This window comes from Romboutsia sp. (genome assembly GCF_056995035.1).
The window spans coordinates 21,599-39,318 of the sequence record NZ_JBXKIW010000038.1; the positions used below are offsets into that span (position 1 = coordinate 21,599).

The 17,720-nt window shown below is 28.1% G+C and carries 14 protein-coding genes; 3 read left to right on the forward strand and 11 right to left on the reverse strand.

Annotation, left to right across the window (positions count from 1 at the left end; genetic code table 11):
• Positions 1-81: 81 nt before the first annotated feature.
• Both AC11VW_RS04235 and miaB read right to left on the reverse strand, forming a co-directional pair.
• Positions 82-1,833, reverse strand: a complete 1,752-nt coding sequence (locus tag AC11VW_RS04235) for a sensor domain-containing diguanylate cyclase/phosphohydrolase (RefSeq protein ID WP_484300149.1) — start codon at positions 1,831-1,833, stop codon at positions 82-84.
• A gap of 175 nt (positions 1,834-2,008) precedes the next feature.
• The gene (gene miaB / locus AC11VW_RS04240; RefSeq protein ID WP_484300150.1) at positions 2,009-3,442 is read right to left on the reverse strand and encodes a tRNA (N6-isopentenyl adenosine(37)-C2)-methylthiotransferase MiaB; all 1,434 of its coding nucleotides are present in this window, start codon (positions 3,440-3,442) and stop codon (positions 2,009-2,011) included.
• A 199-nt stretch (positions 3,443-3,641) separates the two neighbouring features.
• On the opposite strand from miaB, the gene AC11VW_RS04245 reads away from it, so the two are divergent.
• Both AC11VW_RS04245 and AC11VW_RS04250 read left to right on the forward strand, forming a co-directional pair.
• Positions 3,642-4,298, forward strand: coding sequence for a DUF421 domain-containing protein (locus AC11VW_RS04245; protein ID WP_484300151.1), 657 nt, complete (start codon positions 3,642-3,644; stop codon positions 4,296-4,298).
• A 20-nt stretch (positions 4,299-4,318) separates the two neighbouring features.
• Positions 4,319-4,699, forward strand: coding sequence for a DUF4363 family protein (locus tag AC11VW_RS04250; protein WP_484300152.1), 381 nt, complete (start codon positions 4,319-4,321; stop codon positions 4,697-4,699).
• Positions 4,700-4,928: 229 nt separating this feature from the next.
• On the opposite strand, the gene AC11VW_RS04255 is transcribed toward AC11VW_RS04250, so the two are convergent.
• From AC11VW_RS04255 to AC11VW_RS04270, 4 genes are all read right to left on the reverse strand, one after another.
• Entirely contained in the window at positions 4,929-6,896 is a 1,968-nt protein-coding gene (locus tag AC11VW_RS04255) for a carbohydrate-binding domain-containing protein (protein WP_484300153.1), read from the reverse strand.
• A 260-nt stretch (positions 6,897-7,156) separates the two neighbouring features.
• Positions 7,157-7,864 carry a DNA alkylation repair protein gene (locus AC11VW_RS04260; protein ID WP_484300154.1) on the reverse strand — a complete coding sequence of 236 codons (708 nt, stop codon included), beginning with the start codon at positions 7,862-7,864 and terminating at the stop codon, positions 7,157-7,159.
• Positions 7,858-8,364 carry a methylated-DNA--[protein]-cysteine S-methyltransferase gene (locus tag AC11VW_RS04265; RefSeq protein WP_484300155.1) on the reverse strand — a complete coding sequence of 169 codons (507 nt, stop codon included), beginning with the start codon at positions 8,362-8,364 and terminating at the stop codon, positions 7,858-7,860. Before AC11VW_RS04265 ends, AC11VW_RS04260 begins: the two co-directional genes overlap by 7 nt.
• A 216-nt stretch (positions 8,365-8,580) precedes the next feature.
• Complete coding sequence (locus AC11VW_RS04270; protein ID WP_484300156.1) at positions 8,581-11,142, reverse strand: PEP/pyruvate-binding domain-containing protein; 2,562 nt, start codon at positions 11,140-11,142, stop codon at positions 8,581-8,583.
• Between the two features lie 276 nt (positions 11,143-11,418).
• Here AC11VW_RS04270 and cax point away from each other — a divergent pair, with 276 nt between their 5' ends.
• A complete protein-coding gene (gene cax / locus AC11VW_RS04275) occupies positions 11,419-12,462 on the forward strand; it encodes a calcium/proton exchanger (RefSeq protein WP_484300157.1) in 1,044 nt (347 codons plus the stop codon).
• Between the two features lie 85 nt (positions 12,463-12,547).
• Here the strand turns inward: cax and AC11VW_RS04280 are convergent, their stop codons facing one another.
• The 5 genes from AC11VW_RS04280 to AC11VW_RS04300 all read right to left on the reverse strand — a co-directional run.
• Complete coding sequence (locus tag AC11VW_RS04280) at positions 12,548-13,774, reverse strand: MFS transporter (RefSeq protein WP_484300158.1); 1,227 nt, start codon at positions 13,772-13,774, stop codon at positions 12,548-12,550.
• Between the two features lie 218 nt (positions 13,775-13,992).
• Positions 13,993-14,517: a GNAT family N-acetyltransferase gene (locus AC11VW_RS04285; protein WP_484300159.1), complete on the reverse strand. Its 525-nt coding sequence runs from the start codon at positions 14,515-14,517 to the stop codon at positions 13,993-13,995.
• 350 nt (positions 14,518-14,867) lie between these two features.
• Positions 14,868-16,016, reverse strand: a complete 1,149-nt coding sequence (locus AC11VW_RS04290) for an ABC-2 transporter permease (RefSeq protein WP_484300160.1) — start codon at positions 16,014-16,016, stop codon at positions 14,868-14,870.
• A gap of 14 nt (positions 16,017-16,030) precedes the next feature.
• Positions 16,031-16,912, reverse strand: a complete 882-nt coding sequence (locus AC11VW_RS04295; protein ID WP_484300161.1) for an ABC transporter ATP-binding protein — start codon at positions 16,910-16,912, stop codon at positions 16,031-16,033.
• 12 nt (positions 16,913-16,924) lie between these two features.
• Positions 16,925-17,720 (reverse strand): hypothetical protein (locus tag AC11VW_RS04300; protein WP_484300162.1); only part of this gene is annotated, 796 nt, incomplete at its 5' end.

Below are 17,720 nucleotides of genomic sequence, written 5' to 3' on the forward strand. Positions count from 1 at the left end.
ATACCTTATATAGTAGACTTTTTTAATTGTCTATTGTATAGGGTATTTTTTAGTATTTTTATAGCTTGTTATGTTAATTTTTTATCTACTAAATTCTTCTATAAATATCTTTACTAATTCTGGGTCAAATTGCGTTCCTGAGCACTTTTTAATTTCTTTTATAGCTTCTTCGTTACTCATTTTCAACTTATAGGCTCTTTCACTAGTCATTGCATCATAAGAGTCTGCTATACAAATTATTCGCGATAAAAATGGTATTTTTTTACCTTTCAAACCTAAGGGATATCCTTTTCCATCCCATCGTTCATGATGTGATAATATATTGTTTGCAACATGTGCTATTTCATAATTAGATTTAGCTACTCTATAACCTTTTTCTGTATGAGTTTTGATTATATCAAACTCACCATCCGTAAGTTTCTCCGGTTTTGATAATATTTCATCTGGTATTCCTATTTTACCTATATCATGTAATTTAGCTGATAATATAAGTTCCTTCATTTGACTAGAATTAAGTTCCATACTATCACCTAATTTTTTTACATAATTAACGACTCTATCTGTGTGTTGCTTAGTTTCTAGACTTTTTTCTGTGAGAGATTCATTTAATGCATTTAGTATTCTTTTTTTAGAACCAATATGACTTGGAAGTTTCTCTTTGTATAACTTTTCTTCCGCTTCTTTTAATATATCATTTATATTTTGGTTAATGTTAGTTTTTGTTGCACATCCTAAAGATATCCTAAGTGGTATAGATGTATATGATTCTTTTTTACATGCGCTCTTAATTTTATTACATATTTCATTTGCTTCTTCATGTTCTGTATTTGGGAGTAATATAACAAATTCATCTCCACCCCAACGCACTATCAAGCTTTCTTTTTTGCAAACTTTTTTTAGTACATTAGCTGTTTGAACTAAAAGTTCATCTCCTTTTAAATGACCTAGTGTATCATTTACAATTTTCAATCCATCTACATCTCCCATAATCAAACTAAGTGGAAGATTATTCCCTGCATTTAAACTTTTTATTTTTTTATCAAAATATGCTCTATTGTAAACATCTGTAAGCTTATCTGTATAACTAATTTTTTTTAATTCTCTTTCAGTTAAAACCCTTTGGGTTATATCTCTCGATACACCAACTATTCCCCATACATTTTTTTTCTCATCTAATATAGGTGCTTTTATACTCTCCATATACTTTATCTGTCCATTATCTTCTATATTTATACGGTTAACCTGTTTTTCTTTATTTTTTATAACCCTCTCATCAGTTACTAAAACATCCCTTAACAATTTAGGACTTGAAGTCATATCATTATCTTTTTTCCCTATAACTTGTTCTTTACTACATTTATAATAATCTTTTGCAAAAGCTATATTGCAATCTAAATATCTGCCATGTATATCTTTGTGAAAAATGGAATCTGGAATTGTATCTATCAATGTTTTCAATAAATTCTTTTGCTTAATTGTTTCTTCTTCATATTTTTTTCTTTCAGTTTGATCTTGTAATATACCCAAGTATACTACTATTTTATTTTCTTTTTTTATTGGAGCTATATAACATTCTAAAAACACTTCTTCTTTATACCCTGTAAATAATTTAGGTCTACCTAGTTTTTCAACTTCTTTATAATTCTCTGTGAATTCTTTACCAAGTTCTTTCCCATATATATCATAAACTGTTTTGCCTAATATATCATTTTTAGACATATTTAAGCTATCACAAAAATATTGATTTGCAAAAATAAAATTCCCTTCACTGCTTCTTAACCATATAGAATACGGAATTGTATCTAGTAAAATCTCTAATATATTATCAAGCATATTTATCTCTCCTGAATTTTCTAAATTTATTGTCATTTATATAATACCATAAAATTTAATTTTATTTTTATATATTTTAATATAAGATAAAATTATTTTTTTGTCTTATATTAGTGTTTTTTGTTTAAATCCACAAAAAAAATCCTTAAGATTTTATCTTAAGGATTTTTTTGTTCTATTTTACTAATATTCCGTTTAGTGAGAATGTATTTGCACTAATTATTTTTATCATAACTAACTTTCCAACTAAATCTTTACCTTCAGATTCAAAGTTTACTAATTTATTTTGTCTAGTTCTTCCTGCAAACTTAGCATCATCTGTTTTACTTTTTCCTTCAACTAAAACTTCAACAACTTTATCAATGTAGCTTTGGTTTATATCAGCGCATATTTCATTTACTTTATTTAATACTCTATTAAATCTCTCATGCTTTAAATCATCGGGTATTTGATTCTCCATTTGTGCAGCTGGTGTTCCTTTTCTCTTTGAATATATAAATGTAAATGCAGAATCATATCTTACTTTTTCTACTACATCTATTGTATCTAATAAATCTTCTTCCGTTTCCCCCGGGAATCCTATCATTAAATCTGTAGAGAATGAAATTCCTGGAACTTCCTCTTTAGCTTTTTCTATTATATTTAGATAGTATTCTTTAGTATAGTGTCTATTCATTTTCTCAAGTAGTGAACTACTTCCACATTGAATTGGTAAGTGTAAGTATTCACATACTTTATTACAATCCCTCATTGCATATATAACTTCATCAGATATATCCTTAGGATGAGATGTCATAAATCTAACTCGTTCTATTCCTTCTACATCATTTACCATCCTTAAAAGCTCTGCAAATGTTATAGACTCTTCTAATGTTTTTCCATATGAGTCAACATTTTGTCCAAGCAATGTTATTTCTTTTGTTCCATTCGCTGCTAATTCTTTTATTTCATTCATTATATCTTGCGGAGTTCTACTTCTTTCTCTTCCTCTTGTATATGGAACTATACAGTAAGTACAGAAGTTGTTACATCCATACATTATATTTACGAATGCTTTAAGTTCAAATTTCCTAGTACTTCTAAGCCCTTCTACAACTTCTCCGTCAACATCCCATACATCAACCAACATTTTTTTAGTGTCCATTGAGCTTGTTAATAATTCTGGAAACTTGTATAAGTTATGTGTCCCAAATACTAAATCTACATGTCTATATTTTGACTTTAATTCTTTAACAACATGAGGTTGTTGCATCATACATCCACATACAGCTATTTTTAAATCTGGATTCTTTCTCTTTTGCAACTTTAGTTGTCCAAGATTTCCATAAACCTTAAGCTCTGCATTTTCTCTTACTGCACATGTGTTGTATATTATTAAATTACATTCCTCTGCGGTCATACCTCTTTCATATCCCATTTCATCAAGCATTGCACATAATTTTTCAGAATCGTGTTCATTCATTTGGCATCCAAATGTTTGTACTAAATACCTTGGTTTAGTTTTATGTATAGCATAATATCTTGAATTTTGCTCGGCTATTGCCTCTATAAATCTATCTTGTTCTTGAATTTTCTCTATAGGAACTTGTACTTGTTTTCTTTTACTCATATATAATCCTCCCCCAGTTATTGCTGCCTTAAGTGCTTTATTTATATAAAATTTCCCTCTAATATTTTAATAAGTTCATTTAAAACTTATTATATCAAATTTATACGACATTTTAAAGATATTAACTTTAAGTTTTACGCATCAATATTTCTATATTGGTAATACTAATTTATTATATGATTTTGAAAGGAAAATAAAAATGATTGTAGTATTAATAAGAAGTATTTTGCTATATATAGTCGTTTTATTTGCACTAAGGTTTATGGGTAAAGGTGAAATAGCAGAAATGAACTCATTTGATTTAGTTATAACTCTTTTGATTGCTGAAGTTGCTGCAGTTCCTATGGAAAATAACAACATACCTATAATCAATGGTATAGCAGCCGTTACAGGTCTTGTTGTTATGCAAATAGTTATTTCCTATATTACATTAAAAAGTAAGATTTTCAGAGTATTTCTATCTGGCAAACCTTCCATACTTATTGATAAAGGTGAAATAAATTATAGGGAATTAAAAAAAGAAAGAGTTAGTATTGATGAACTTTTAGAACAGCTTCGCATACTAGGTTATTTTAAAATAAGTGATGTTCAATACGCTATCCTTGAAACTGATGGTAGCTTAAGTGTACTACCAAGTGCTTTCTATGATGGTGCTCCGTCTAGAGATTTTAATCATTTACCTTTATCTTTGATAATAGATGGAAGAGTTATAAAACACAATATTGAGCTTATTAATAAGGATATTGATTGGTTGATTGAAGTTTTAAGGTCTAACCATATCGAAAGAATAAAAGATGTACTTATTTGTGTATTAGATGAAAATGATAAAATATTTATCCAACAAAAGAAAAACTAACTACATTGAGGTGATTATCTTTGAAGTCTTTAATTTATATATTAATATGGACTACACTATTCATATTATTTGGATTTTATGTTAATAGTGAAATTTATGAATTTAGAGATGAATATACATCTAAAATTGATATAATAGAAGTTCATATAAAACAAGATGATTGGGAAAGTGCAAAATCTGAATTAGATAAATATAATAAGGATTTTTATGGTGAAAAAAACAGTTGGTATAAACTATTAAATCATGATTATTTTGATAGTGTGTGTTTATATTTAGACATATTAGATGGGTCTATTTATTCAAAAGATAAATCTATGTCTTTTGAGCAAATCGTAAGAATAAAAACTACATTAGATAATATTTTAGAAAGTGAGAAATGTGATTTAGATCATATATTCTAAACTTATGGAGAATGTGCATAGATTTGTGTGAATATAATTTTTGAATACCTGATATTACTGGAAATAATCAATTCCAGTAATATCAGGTATTTATTAGAAATACTAATAAACATACCTTTTGGATACATTCCAATTACTTGGTCCTCTATTCCTGTCAAATCTATCTACATCCTCTCATAAAAAGCTCAAATGTATTAATCCTCTGAGATTTTTTATATTTCTAAATTTATTATTGAGTTGCTTGACCACCTGGGGCACCTTTTCCTCCAGGTCCTCCCATACTTTTAGCAGTTGTTGCTCCATCTTGAGTAATATTAGTTATAACCTCTGACACTGTTTCAGTACCAATATTAGTTCCCCCTGAATACTTTTCATCTGAATATAATCCATCTGTAGATTTTCCAGTTGAACTTCCACCAACAGATACAGAGTATTTCCCATTAGACTTAATATTTGAAGTAGATACTACAACTGATTGATATGCTTTAGCTGGTGCAAAAGTTAATATATCTTTTCCATCTTCAGATTGTACATTTACAATAATATTTGCTTCTTGTGATGTTAAACTTATATTTATAGTTTTTTGAGATGATGAACTGCTTGGTGTTTGAGCCATACCAGCACTTCCAGCTGCAATTAGGGTTCCCCCACTTATATCAAATGTTCCATCATAATCTAAGCTTCCATTTCCATTATTTGTAGGACCATTTACTATTACTGTACCATCCTTCATATTAACATTTCCATTTGAATCTAGACCATCACCATTTGAATCTACATATACATACCCACCATTAATATTTATTTGTGCTTTTAAAGATGCATTAGATTCATGTTGACCCGAGTTAGTGTCAACAGATGATTCGCTATTTGCGTTTGATGCATTTATACCATCATCACTTGCAGTAACATGTATGCTACCATCATTAATATTTATTACTTCACTTTCAATTCCTTCGTAAGATTTAGATACCTTTATATTTCCTCCATTAATTGTTAATTCAGAATCTGAATGTATACCATCCTCTCCAGAAGATATATTCATAGTCCCTCCGTTTATTTTTATACTATTATTTGAATGAATAGAATCATCACATGAATCTATCTTAATATTTCCACTTTCAATAATTATATTAGAAGATGCTTTTATAGCTTTTTTACTAATAGCTTCTGTATTTTCACTACTATTTTCATCTGGCATTTCTGGTTTCTCGCTCATGCTTACATTCATGTCTTTGTCTGGCATCTCTGGTCTTTCTCCCATATTAACATTCATATCTTGACTTGGCATATCTGGTCTTGGTCCCATATCTTCACCTGGCACGTTATCATTTCCACTCTTCAATTTAGTACTCTTTTCACTACCTCCACCTGAGTTTATAGTTATGTTACCATCCTTAATTAAAGCTTGTGTTTCTGCTTGTATTCCATCTTCACCAGAAGTTATATTTATTGTTCCACCTTCGATAAACACATACCCTTTAGTTTCATCTTTATCATTATTTGATTGCATTCCATCTCCATTAGACTTGATAGTTACATTTCCATCTGTTACATTGATACAATCCTTACCTTTTATACCATCCTTCTTTGCATTAACTACTATATTACCACTTTGAATTTTCAATTTATCTTTACTTACAATACCATTATTATAATTTCCATTTACAATAAGCTTTCCATTTCCTATAAATACAAGATCCTCGTTACTAAATATCGCTCCATTAGGCTCGTCTGTAGACTCATTTTCAAATATATATTTTTCTCCATCTGTTATATTATTTTCGGTACCATCTGCTAAAGATACTATTACTTTTTTAGCATTCATAGCATAGATAGGAGAACTAGTAGAACTAGTTATATCTACTCCATTTAGAATAATATATACCTTATCTTCTTTACCTGCATCAACTATTATTTGTCCATCATCTAACTTCCCACTTATACTATAAATTCCTGCTGATGTAATAGTTATCTTGTTATTTTCTATTTTTGCTCCTTTTCCTTCAATGGTTGTTTTACTTCCAAGTTTTATAAAAGTATCTACTTCTCCTACACTCTCACTTTTCATAGACGCTATATTAATTGATGAATTTGCAGTACTTTCAGACTTACTAGTATCATCCTTTTTAGAACATGCTGTCACACTTACACATAATGAAAGTGCTGATATCATCGTTATAAATTTCTTATTCATAGTTTTTTCTCCTTAAGTTTTAATTCATATAAATTTAAATAGTTATTTTTATTTGATAAAAATAGAGTATCATTTATACCTTAATCTAATCTTAAAAGAGAAAATAAAAATAAAAGCCACATTGACTATTTAATCAATATGGCTTTTAAATTATTATTTCATTAAACTTTACATTTACTTCATATCATATAATTTTAGATACTAGTATATCTGTTCTTCTATTTACAATCTACTGCATTCATTAACTGATATCGTCTCAATTATTTTCTCTTCATACCTCTTATGAAAGCTTTACTGTTCTTATGAACTTTCAAAGACTCACATATTTTTTGCAATGATTTATTATATGTAAAATCATTAAGATTATTATTTTTTAAATAATCTAGTGTTAGTTCTTCAAACTTAATATAACATATAGAAATTGCCCAAGCCACTGCCATTTTAACATAATATCCATCGTGCCTAATACTATCTAATTTTTCTATAACTAATTTTATATAATCGTCATCAATATAAAAATCAATCAGCATAACTATTCCAAATCGTACTTCAAATTCTTTATCAGATGAAAGGTATGGTTGTAAAAAATCCCATATTCTTTCTTTATTTTTATTTGTCATTTTTAACCCGACACAAAAACTATCACAAACAGACCAGTTATTGATCTTTGGTACAAAATCTACTATATATCCTAAAACATCTTCAATATCATTATCATTAACATAGCCAAGTACCATTCCTTGTAACATAATTTCTTCAAAGTACATTTCATCTGCATTTTCTAGATAACTACGCCAGTCTTTTTTTGCAATTTGTTTTGCAATTTTTCGCAAAGCAGGAAGGCGAACACCAAGCAAATTATCAATTCCTGGCAAAAGACTTGAAGAAAATTCCTTATATTCATCTTCTGCCAATTCAAAAAGTTGTTCTCTAATCTTTATATTCATAGTACTGCTCCTTATTAACAATTTTGGTATCGCTTCTCCATTTTTAAAAGCTGTTCTTTCATATTCAATCCCGCCGCATATCCAACAAGGCTACCATCTTTTCCGATTATTCTATGGCATGGAATTATAATTAAAATCGGATTTTTATTGTTAGCCATACCTACAGCACGAGCAGCTGTTGGCTTCCCAATCTTTTCTGCTAGCTGTTTATAACTATGCGTGTCTCCATATGGTATTCTCTGAAGTTCATCCCATACTTTTCTCTGAAAATCTGTTCCTTGCGGTGCAAGTCGAAGATCAAAGGCTAATCTTTTACCCGATAAGTAATCTTTAAGTTGATCTGCTGCCTCTTTAATCAGCGGAGTTTCTCTTATTTCCATCCCTTCTGATGATAATTTATCCGCTATATAAACGTTAGTAATACCTTCGTCATTTTGAGCAATTCCAATTCTTCCAATTTGAGTTTCATAATAAAATATATTTTTCATATAAATATCTCCATTTCTTAATTTATATTCCAACTATTTTTTTGCATTTTAAGATACATTATTTCATATATATATTATATCATCTTGTATTTATATCTGTAAAAATTTTCTTGTTATTTTCATTTTATATAATAATATAGAATAATCTGTAGAGCGACCAACACGGTTGCTCTTTCAATTCATCTAAAACATAGCCTTAAATACGAAAAAAAATATTACCATAACCTTATGATAATATCTTTTCTATTATTAATTATAAGAACAAGTTACAATTTGTTCTGTAATATCTGAATATACTACTAGACCTTTTGTATCATATACCTTAATTACATTTTGATTTACCCTATCACTACCCACAATCTCTCCTACTATGTTCTTACCTTCTCTAAGTTTATTTTCATTAAATATTACATCAGCTTTATTATCAAATAAAGCCACATAAAATATTCCCGTTTCAACTAAGTCTTGGAAGAAGTGGCTTCCATAAGATAGTTCTGGCATTAGGCCTTCATTACTATATGCAATTTCACACATAACGGACATATTGCATAATTCTGTAAAGTGAACAGGTACACCAAGTGAAGGAGTACTAGTTCCCCAACGGCCAGGACCCATTAACATTGCATTTTTATTTTTTAGTGCTGCATTTACAATACCTATTTGTCTAGCAATTGAGTACTTATCTGTCTGACTGAGATTGATATATTCTTTAGTTGAAACAAAAACTACATAGTCAATTGGGAGTCTTACATTACCACCCATAAAGTTACCAGCTGAAGAAAACAGACAAGAGTTCTTATCTAAAAGCTTTGAAACTTGCACAGTTTTACCTAATCCTTTAGTTTGAAGAGGTCTACATTGAACTATATTAAATTTAAAGTTACCATCTTTATTAAAGTTGGCTGTAAATTCTATATCAACCGGATGATTATATTCACTAGATAAAACAGATAAAATGCTTTTCATTACTTTAGGAAACTGAGTACTTTTTAGAACTTTTTGAAAGTCTAAAATGAATGGTGCCTTTGATGGATCTCTCCCACTTTGTTTTAGCATTCTTTCTGTTTCATAATCTTTACATCCGAAAATATTTAGGTTCGCTTTTATATCATTTTTTATAGCCTCATTTACATCAACTGTAGTAAGTTGGTTACTTTTAAGATTAAGTAAGTCTACGTAGTGTTGAGAGAATTTTTGTTGGTCGTCGTAATTAATAAGTGGTATTCTAATAGGATCATCTAGAGTAACAATTCTTGCATAGTCATTATTTATTCTGTCAACAGCTCTCGTTCCAAGTCCAAATACAAGCCTAAGCATACCTGCTTCCATATCTATACGCTTATTCCAAACATATAAATTAGATGAGTTTCCAACACCTGCAAGATGGGGGTAGAAATATTCACCGTAATAGTCACCAGATACCCTTTGCACCAATATAGCCATTTGTTCGTCACGTTTATCTAGTCCTCTAAGTTTTCTATAGTTAAGAGCATCATCATTCATAGTACTTGCATAGACAGTGCGAATTGCATCTTCAAAAGCTTGAAGTCTTTCTTCTGGGGTTCCCTGATTTACACAAAAAACACTTTCATATTTACCCGCAAAAGCATTCCCAAAGTTATCTTCAAGTAGTGAACTCGATCTAACTATAATAGGTGATTGACCATAGTATTCAAGCATATGCATAAATTGATCTTTATTCATTCTTGAGAAACATCCCAATCCTAATCTTTTCTTAAGCTCAGATGCATATTTAAAATATCCTTCTTCAGTTTTTTGTTTAATTCTAAGATCCCACATATCATTTTCAACTATATAAGAATAGAAAACATCCGCACCTATATAAAAAGAGTCATGAGGTTCTAGTAGAGGAGTAAAATATTCTTTATATTCCTCTACTTTTGTAATAATTCTAGTAGCTAAAAGCATACCTATACTTTTACCACCTATTAATCCTGTACCAATTTCACGAGAAGCAATTTGTACAACATCAGCAAGGTCAAAATATTTCATACACATATCGTGAATTTTAGAATTAGCTCCAATTAAAATAGTAATAAGAAGCTCTTTCATTTTTTCTCTAGTTTCAAAATCTTCATTTATAGAATTTTTAGCTTTATTATATGTTATTCTCCAATAACCAAGTCTTTTGCTACTCCAATTAAATTTCGAGAATAATTGTGCAGCATCGGCACTTGATGTAATTGAAATGGCAGTATCACCTATTATTTTATGAGGGAAGAACATAGTTGGAGAATAACGACCAGACACTTTTAGGGGATGGATATAAAAAATTTCTTCTACTTTGTAAACATCTAACAAAAGCTGAGTTGTCTCTCTGATTCCGGCAATTGTATCATAGGTGTGCGCATTTCTCATTACTGCAAAATATGCTATAGCATTAAACTGATAAATACAAGGGCAAGTTACCTTAAAAAAATTAGTGGTCATAAGATCTGAATACCAACATTGTTGCAAATCAGTTAGACTATCAAATATATAGAATACTTTAAATCCTTCATTTTTAATTATGTTATGAACTGTTGTTGTGAAATCTTCAAAACCAAGATATGGGTCTAATTCATAGACTTTAACTTCATCTAAATTATTGACAATAGGTTCATGTTGACCGAATCTTATATAAATTAGATTTTGCTTGTCAAGTTTTGCTTGCTCAACATAAGACTGAACTACATATTTATAATCTTCAATTGAATTAACTTGCCACACAACATTATCACCTAAGCGCAACATATCAATAGTTTGGTCAAAACCTTTCATCCCTGTACTTACACTGTCATATGTTCCCATAAAAAATACCTCCCTTATAGATTTATTTCTATGAGTTTATATACATAGAATCCTAAATAATTTTGAATTTTTCTATCTGCAACATTTTTAACTTTAGGTTTATTTTTCTTAGCTATTAATAGTATATTTTAAAAATTAGCATTTATGATAGTTCAATGAGTTGTTTTTAGTGGATTTCATGGTACTTCTTTAATAAGTACATATATAAATAATAAATTAGTGTTATAATAAGTTAGAAATGCAACAATAACATATCTAATTTTTTTGGAGGTACATATGAATATTTTAAAATGCTTATTAGTTTTTATACCTATAAGTTTTATAGGTGAATTTATACACTTACCACCTACAGTAATGTTTATTTTATCTGCTTTATCAATAATTCCACTAGCTGGTCTTATGGGAGAAGCAACTGAAGAAATATCTTTTTACTCTGGAGCTAAAATCGGTGGATTTTTAAATGCTACATTTGGAAATGCCACAGAGCTTATAATATCCTTCTTTGCATTAAAGGCTGGTTTATTTGATATTGTAAAATCATCTATTGCAGGTTCTGTAATAGGAAATATATTACTAGTACTTGGTGCTAGTATGTTATTTGGAGGGATAAAGCATAAAAACCAAAAATTCAATAAAAAAGTAGTCGAAGCATCTTCAAGTATGCTTTTATTTGCAGTTATAGGTCTTTGTATCCCTGCTGTATTTACACATACTATAGATTCATCACTTTTAAACACTAAATATGAAGGTCTTAGTATAGTAGTTGCAGTTATAATGTTTGTAATATACATATTAAGTTTATTTTTCTCATTTTTTACTCACAAGGATATATACTCAGTAAATCATGAAGAAGAAGGAACTGCTAAATGGTCACTAAAAAAATCTATAGCAGTATTAGCAATAGCTACTGTATTGATAGCCATTGAAAGTGAGTTCTTAGTTAGTGGTATAGATGCTATAACAGCAACACTTGGACTTAGTGAATTCTTTGTAGGTATGATATTGATACCTATTATAGGAAATGCAGCTGAACACTCTACAGCTATCTTTATGGCTATGAAGAATAAAATGGATGTAGCTGTTGAAATTGCAGTTGGGTCAAGTTTACAAATAATATTATTTGTAGCACCTGTTTTAATATTTTTAAGCTTACTATTCACTCCTATGAGTATAGTATTTAATCCATTTGAACTAGTCTCTCTTATCTTTGCAGTGCTTATAGTTAATAGAGTTGCTAGTGACGGAGAATCAAACTGGCTCGAAGGCGTTCAATTACTTTCAGTATATTTCATAATCGCTGCTGGATTTTTTATATTATAATTAGTATAAATTATAAAAACTCGACCTATTCTTGGTCGAGCTTTTTATTTGTATTTAATGATTATCAAATACTGAGAGTATATATCTATTTTTTGCTTCCTATCTGTCCAGCGATTATAGCTATTATGCTCATCCATATAAATACAGTAAAAGAAATTCTATATAAATCTATAACATTTGCATTTATATTTTCAAAAACATAGCCTATATATAAATTTATAACTCCAACTCCTACAAATTCAGATAAATTAACAATACTCATAGCTACTGCACAGTACTTAAAGGTAGTCTTTTCCTTAATATCTGTAAAAGTAAATAAGTGTGTTATACTAGCAAATCCTATAATAAAAAATGCTATTGGTAATATTATTATAGGTGGCTTAACCTTATAAACTACCACTATAATAGACCATATAACTAAGTATATAAAACCAGCTAGTTGAGCTATTTTTATAGGATTTATTTTTATATTCTTAGACGTTAAATTCATAATAAATGCCCCTGATATAATTCCATAAGATATAAAAGGTACTATAAATGCAGCTACACTGTCTTTCACTTTATAAACATCAATTATATATCTCATCCCCCAAAGACTTGATAAAGCTGTAGTGGTACCTGCTAATACAAACATTATAAAAAAATTATACCAAGTTGCTTTATTTTTGATTACTTCTCTTAAAGCTTCTTTTATAACTACCTTTTCTGATTCATCAAAGTCTGTATTACTATTATTTTCTTTAGGTTTATTCCTAACTATAATATATATTGCTATTCCTACAAGAATGCTTCCCATACCAATAATATAAAATGAATTCCTCCATCCTATGTATGAAACTAAAAATACAAGTGGAAATGTAGCAAATATAGATCCTGTATTTGCTATAAATGATCTTTTTGCAGATAAGTTAGAAAACTCCTCTACATTAAACCAATTTGCTTGTATTTTTAATATAGATACTAATAAAACTGATGTGCCTAGTCCTACAATTATACGAGAAATATATATAATCAAAAGATTGCTTGTTAATCCAAATAATATAGAACCCAATCCCGCTAATATCATACCTATACTGCTTACATGTCTAGGTCCATACTTGTCTACTAATATACCTGCTGGAATTTGCATGATTGCATATGAATAAATTGTGAATGATGCTATATTAGATATTTGAATGGTGCTAAATCCTAATCCATCTGATAAATTAGATGATATTACTCCTGTAGACATTCTAAGAAACATCATAAATATCAGGGATGTTGTTAGTAGCAACCATACTATCCATTTATATTTTAAATTTATTTTCTCCATTCTTAACTTCACCTCTATTATAGATTTATTTTAATTTTATAATAATTATTCCTTCCACCATATATGTTAAATATCTATCAAAATACTCATAAAAAATAAACCCACATCTTATTTGATGTAGGTTTATTTAATTCATTCTATATATGTTTCTTGATATTTTATTCTTATTATATATCTGAAACAATTATATCTTTCATCTTATCAATACAAGAATACTTTTATTTATTATTAAAAATAGACATTATTATTTCATCATAGTATTTTCCATCTTTAAAAATCTCATCCTTAAGAACTCCTTCAACTTTAAATCCACATTTCTCATAACTTTTTATAGCTCTTTCATTAAAAGAAAACGTGCCAAGTCTTATTTTATTTATATTCATATCATTAAATATAAAATTTATTAAAACTTTCATAGCATCTGTTCCATATCCCTTACCCCAATAATCTTTATCACCTATCATTATACCAACAGTCGCAACTCTAGCTAGCCAATTTACATTTTGAATTCCGCATCCACCTATATATTTATTAGTTTCAATATCTTCTATTGCATAATTATACGTACCTTCATTATTTAATTTTTGTGATTTTATCCACTCTTCTTCTTCCCAGTAAGTCATTGGAAAAGGTATGGTTGTAACTAAAAATTTCTTTAATTCTTTATCATTTACAAAATTTACTGCTATAGAAATATCCCCTTCTTTGTAAGCTCTTAAACACACTTTTTCTCCGTAATACATAGATTAATCCCCCTTTAAAATATATATCCTTATCCTCTTGTTTACATAATTATATTCTTAAGTGTAATAAAGTTAAATAATATAATAAAAATTTTATGCTAATTATTATTTTCTATTCTTAAATTTCTTATATACAAATACATCTACTCTATTCTTATAATAAAAAAATCCTCACAGTTTAAGTAACTAATGAGGATTTTTAGTTAGTTATGAAATTTTATAAATTCATAACAATTATGGATACCCTTAATATAATTTTGCTCAATTTCTATATATGGTTTATAACCACCTTTATGTCCTGGTCCTTTATTTATAAAATCATGTGCACAATTAACCATTTTATATATAGTTTATAACGTTTGTTTCTTTCCAAAATGCATAATCATATATACAACTACTGGTATAGCTATTATTGCCAAGGTAATAAGTAAATTAGAGTATAAAACTAGACTTCCAAATATGTTATAAGTGTAAACATCATTAAACATTGTTTCTACCCCCATAACCTGAGCTATATTTAACTGCCTAAATATTTTAACTAATTCTTTAGTTGGCATAAATGATGATATAAAAATTGGAACATGATATATACCTAATGTTATTAACATTGCTATCAGATTATTTTTAACAACTAAAGATATTAGCATTGCTAAAAAAGTAAATAAAATAATCCCTATAAAACTAATTCCTAAACCTCTTATGTAAAAATCAATTATACTAATATTAAAAGGTGTACTCTCATAATACTGTGAAAAGTGCAATGGAACATCCCAACCCTTAAATTTCTCCATTGCAGTATAAATCAAATATGAACCATTTATGATTATAAATATTAAAGTACTAAACAATAGCGCCGATATTATTTTAGCTAATACCAATTTATTTTTTCCATTCCTTGAACTTAAAACTATTGAGGCACTATTACTTTGATAATCACTGCTAAATATAGTGGCTACTCCAAGTGCAACCAAAGTTGATAAAAATATTGCTATAGTTCCAAAATCCGCACTATAATCCCATGTCATTTTTGAATAAAATTTTGGATTCTCTTTTTGACTAACCAAATCATATACATATTTAAGGTTCTTATATTCAAAAGCATTGGTTTTTCCTTCTCTTTTTAATTTATTTATCTCTTCTTTTATATCATCTACCTTGTATTCTTGATTATTAACAACATAAGTTGGATCAATATCTATACAATAATCAAAAGGTAACAATTCTGCTTTTATAAACTCTTGTGGTGATAGTTTTTCTTTTTTGATAAGTTTATGTCTCTCCTTTTTTAAATTTTCAATGCCTTCTTTTGTTATAACTTTACCTTCATAAGGAGCTAATATCTCATGTTTTTCTTTAATACCATTTATTCCATTGTTTTTTAATATTCTCTGTTCATGAAAAACTAAAGACAATGAAGACCATAATACTACAAAGATTACTATCCATACTGATTTTTTTGAAAATATTTTTCCTATTTCAAATTTAATTAACTCTATCATTTTTATATACCCCCTTAAAAACTACCTTCTTCATTAAAATAATATAAAAATACATCCTCTAAATTAGGTTCTTCATCTATGCAAGCAGCTCCTAGTATATTTGGTTTTTCATCTCCAACAATCCTAACTACAAGGTTTTCATTTTCTCTAACTATATTAGATACCTTAAATTTCCTTTGAACACTATATAACATTTCTTCATTAATTTTTAGACTATATACTTTACCTCTAACTTTATCTATCATCTGACTTGAAGTTAATTTTTCTACTAATACTCCATCTTTCATAACTAAAACCTCATTTGCAATAAATTCAATATCAGAAACAATATGAGTTGATAATATTACTATTTTATCTTTAGATATATCTGCTATTAAATTCTTAAATCTTATTCTTTCATTAGGATCTAGTCCTGCTGTTGGCTCATCTAAAATAAGTATTTTAGGATCATTTAAAAGTGCTTGTGCAATTCCTAGTCTTTGTTTCATTCCACCTGAAAACTTACCTATTTTTCTTTTTCTATCTTTATCTAGATTTACAAACTTTAGCAATTCATCAATCTTGATTTTACCTTCTTCTTTCCCTATTCCCTTCAAAGCACATGCATAATATAAAAATTTCTCTGCACTAAAGTTTTTATAAAAACCTACATCCTGAGGTAAATATCCAATTAAAGCTCTATAATCTGCACCTAACTCATTTTTGTTTTTTCCGTCTATTAAAATTTCACCACTACTTTGATCTGAAACATCTGCAAGTATTCTCATAAGAGTAGTTTTTCCTGCTCCATTAAGACCTAAAAGCCCATATATCCCTGTGTTTAAAGTTGCATTAAAATTATTTACCGCAATCTTATCTTTAAACTTTTTACTAATCCCATTTATAGTTAAATTCATTTTTTCCCCCTCCTAAAAATCATAACTTTTATAATCTATATAATTTATAGTTCTTTTATAAAATAATTTTAAAGAACCTGCCATAGTTACTATTGATATTGCTAAAATAAATAATAAGGTAATATTACTTATACCTATAATATTTTCAATCTTTTCTGCACTTACTAAAGTTGCTTGTACTATCCATATAGCTACACATAAAGTTATACTATTAATACTTCTATATATTGAAACCATTATTAGAGAAATGGATGCTGTAATGAATATTGGAATTAGCCACATATTAATCATTTTTAATAAATTAATTTCAGAATAAGTATTAACCAAAAACAAACTCATTATAAAGCTTATCCCTATTGAAAATACTCCTATTATAATCAACTTTGAGAAGATTATTTCTTTTAAAGAATATTTATAGCTTAATTCTAATTCCCATACATTTTCGTCCTTTCCTTTGATTAACTCAATTAACCCTAGTAATATTGGTATAGGTGCAATTGTTAATACACTCGTATATATATTTAACTTGGATTTTATAGTTATCATTAATCCTCCAAGTATTAATAATAAAGACAAAATCCAATATATTTTACTAACTAAACTTAAATTAAATTTAACTAGTTCTAAACTTGATTTTATATTATTTAATAACTTAATTTTCTTTTGATTAAGTATAGTTTCATTAACTTCTTTTGGCATATATGCTCTTAATACATCTATTGTATTATCTATACTTTGTTCATCTCTTTTTTCAACTACATAACTTTCTAAAAAGTTTTCTATATCTAGTAAATCTTCTTCTAATAAA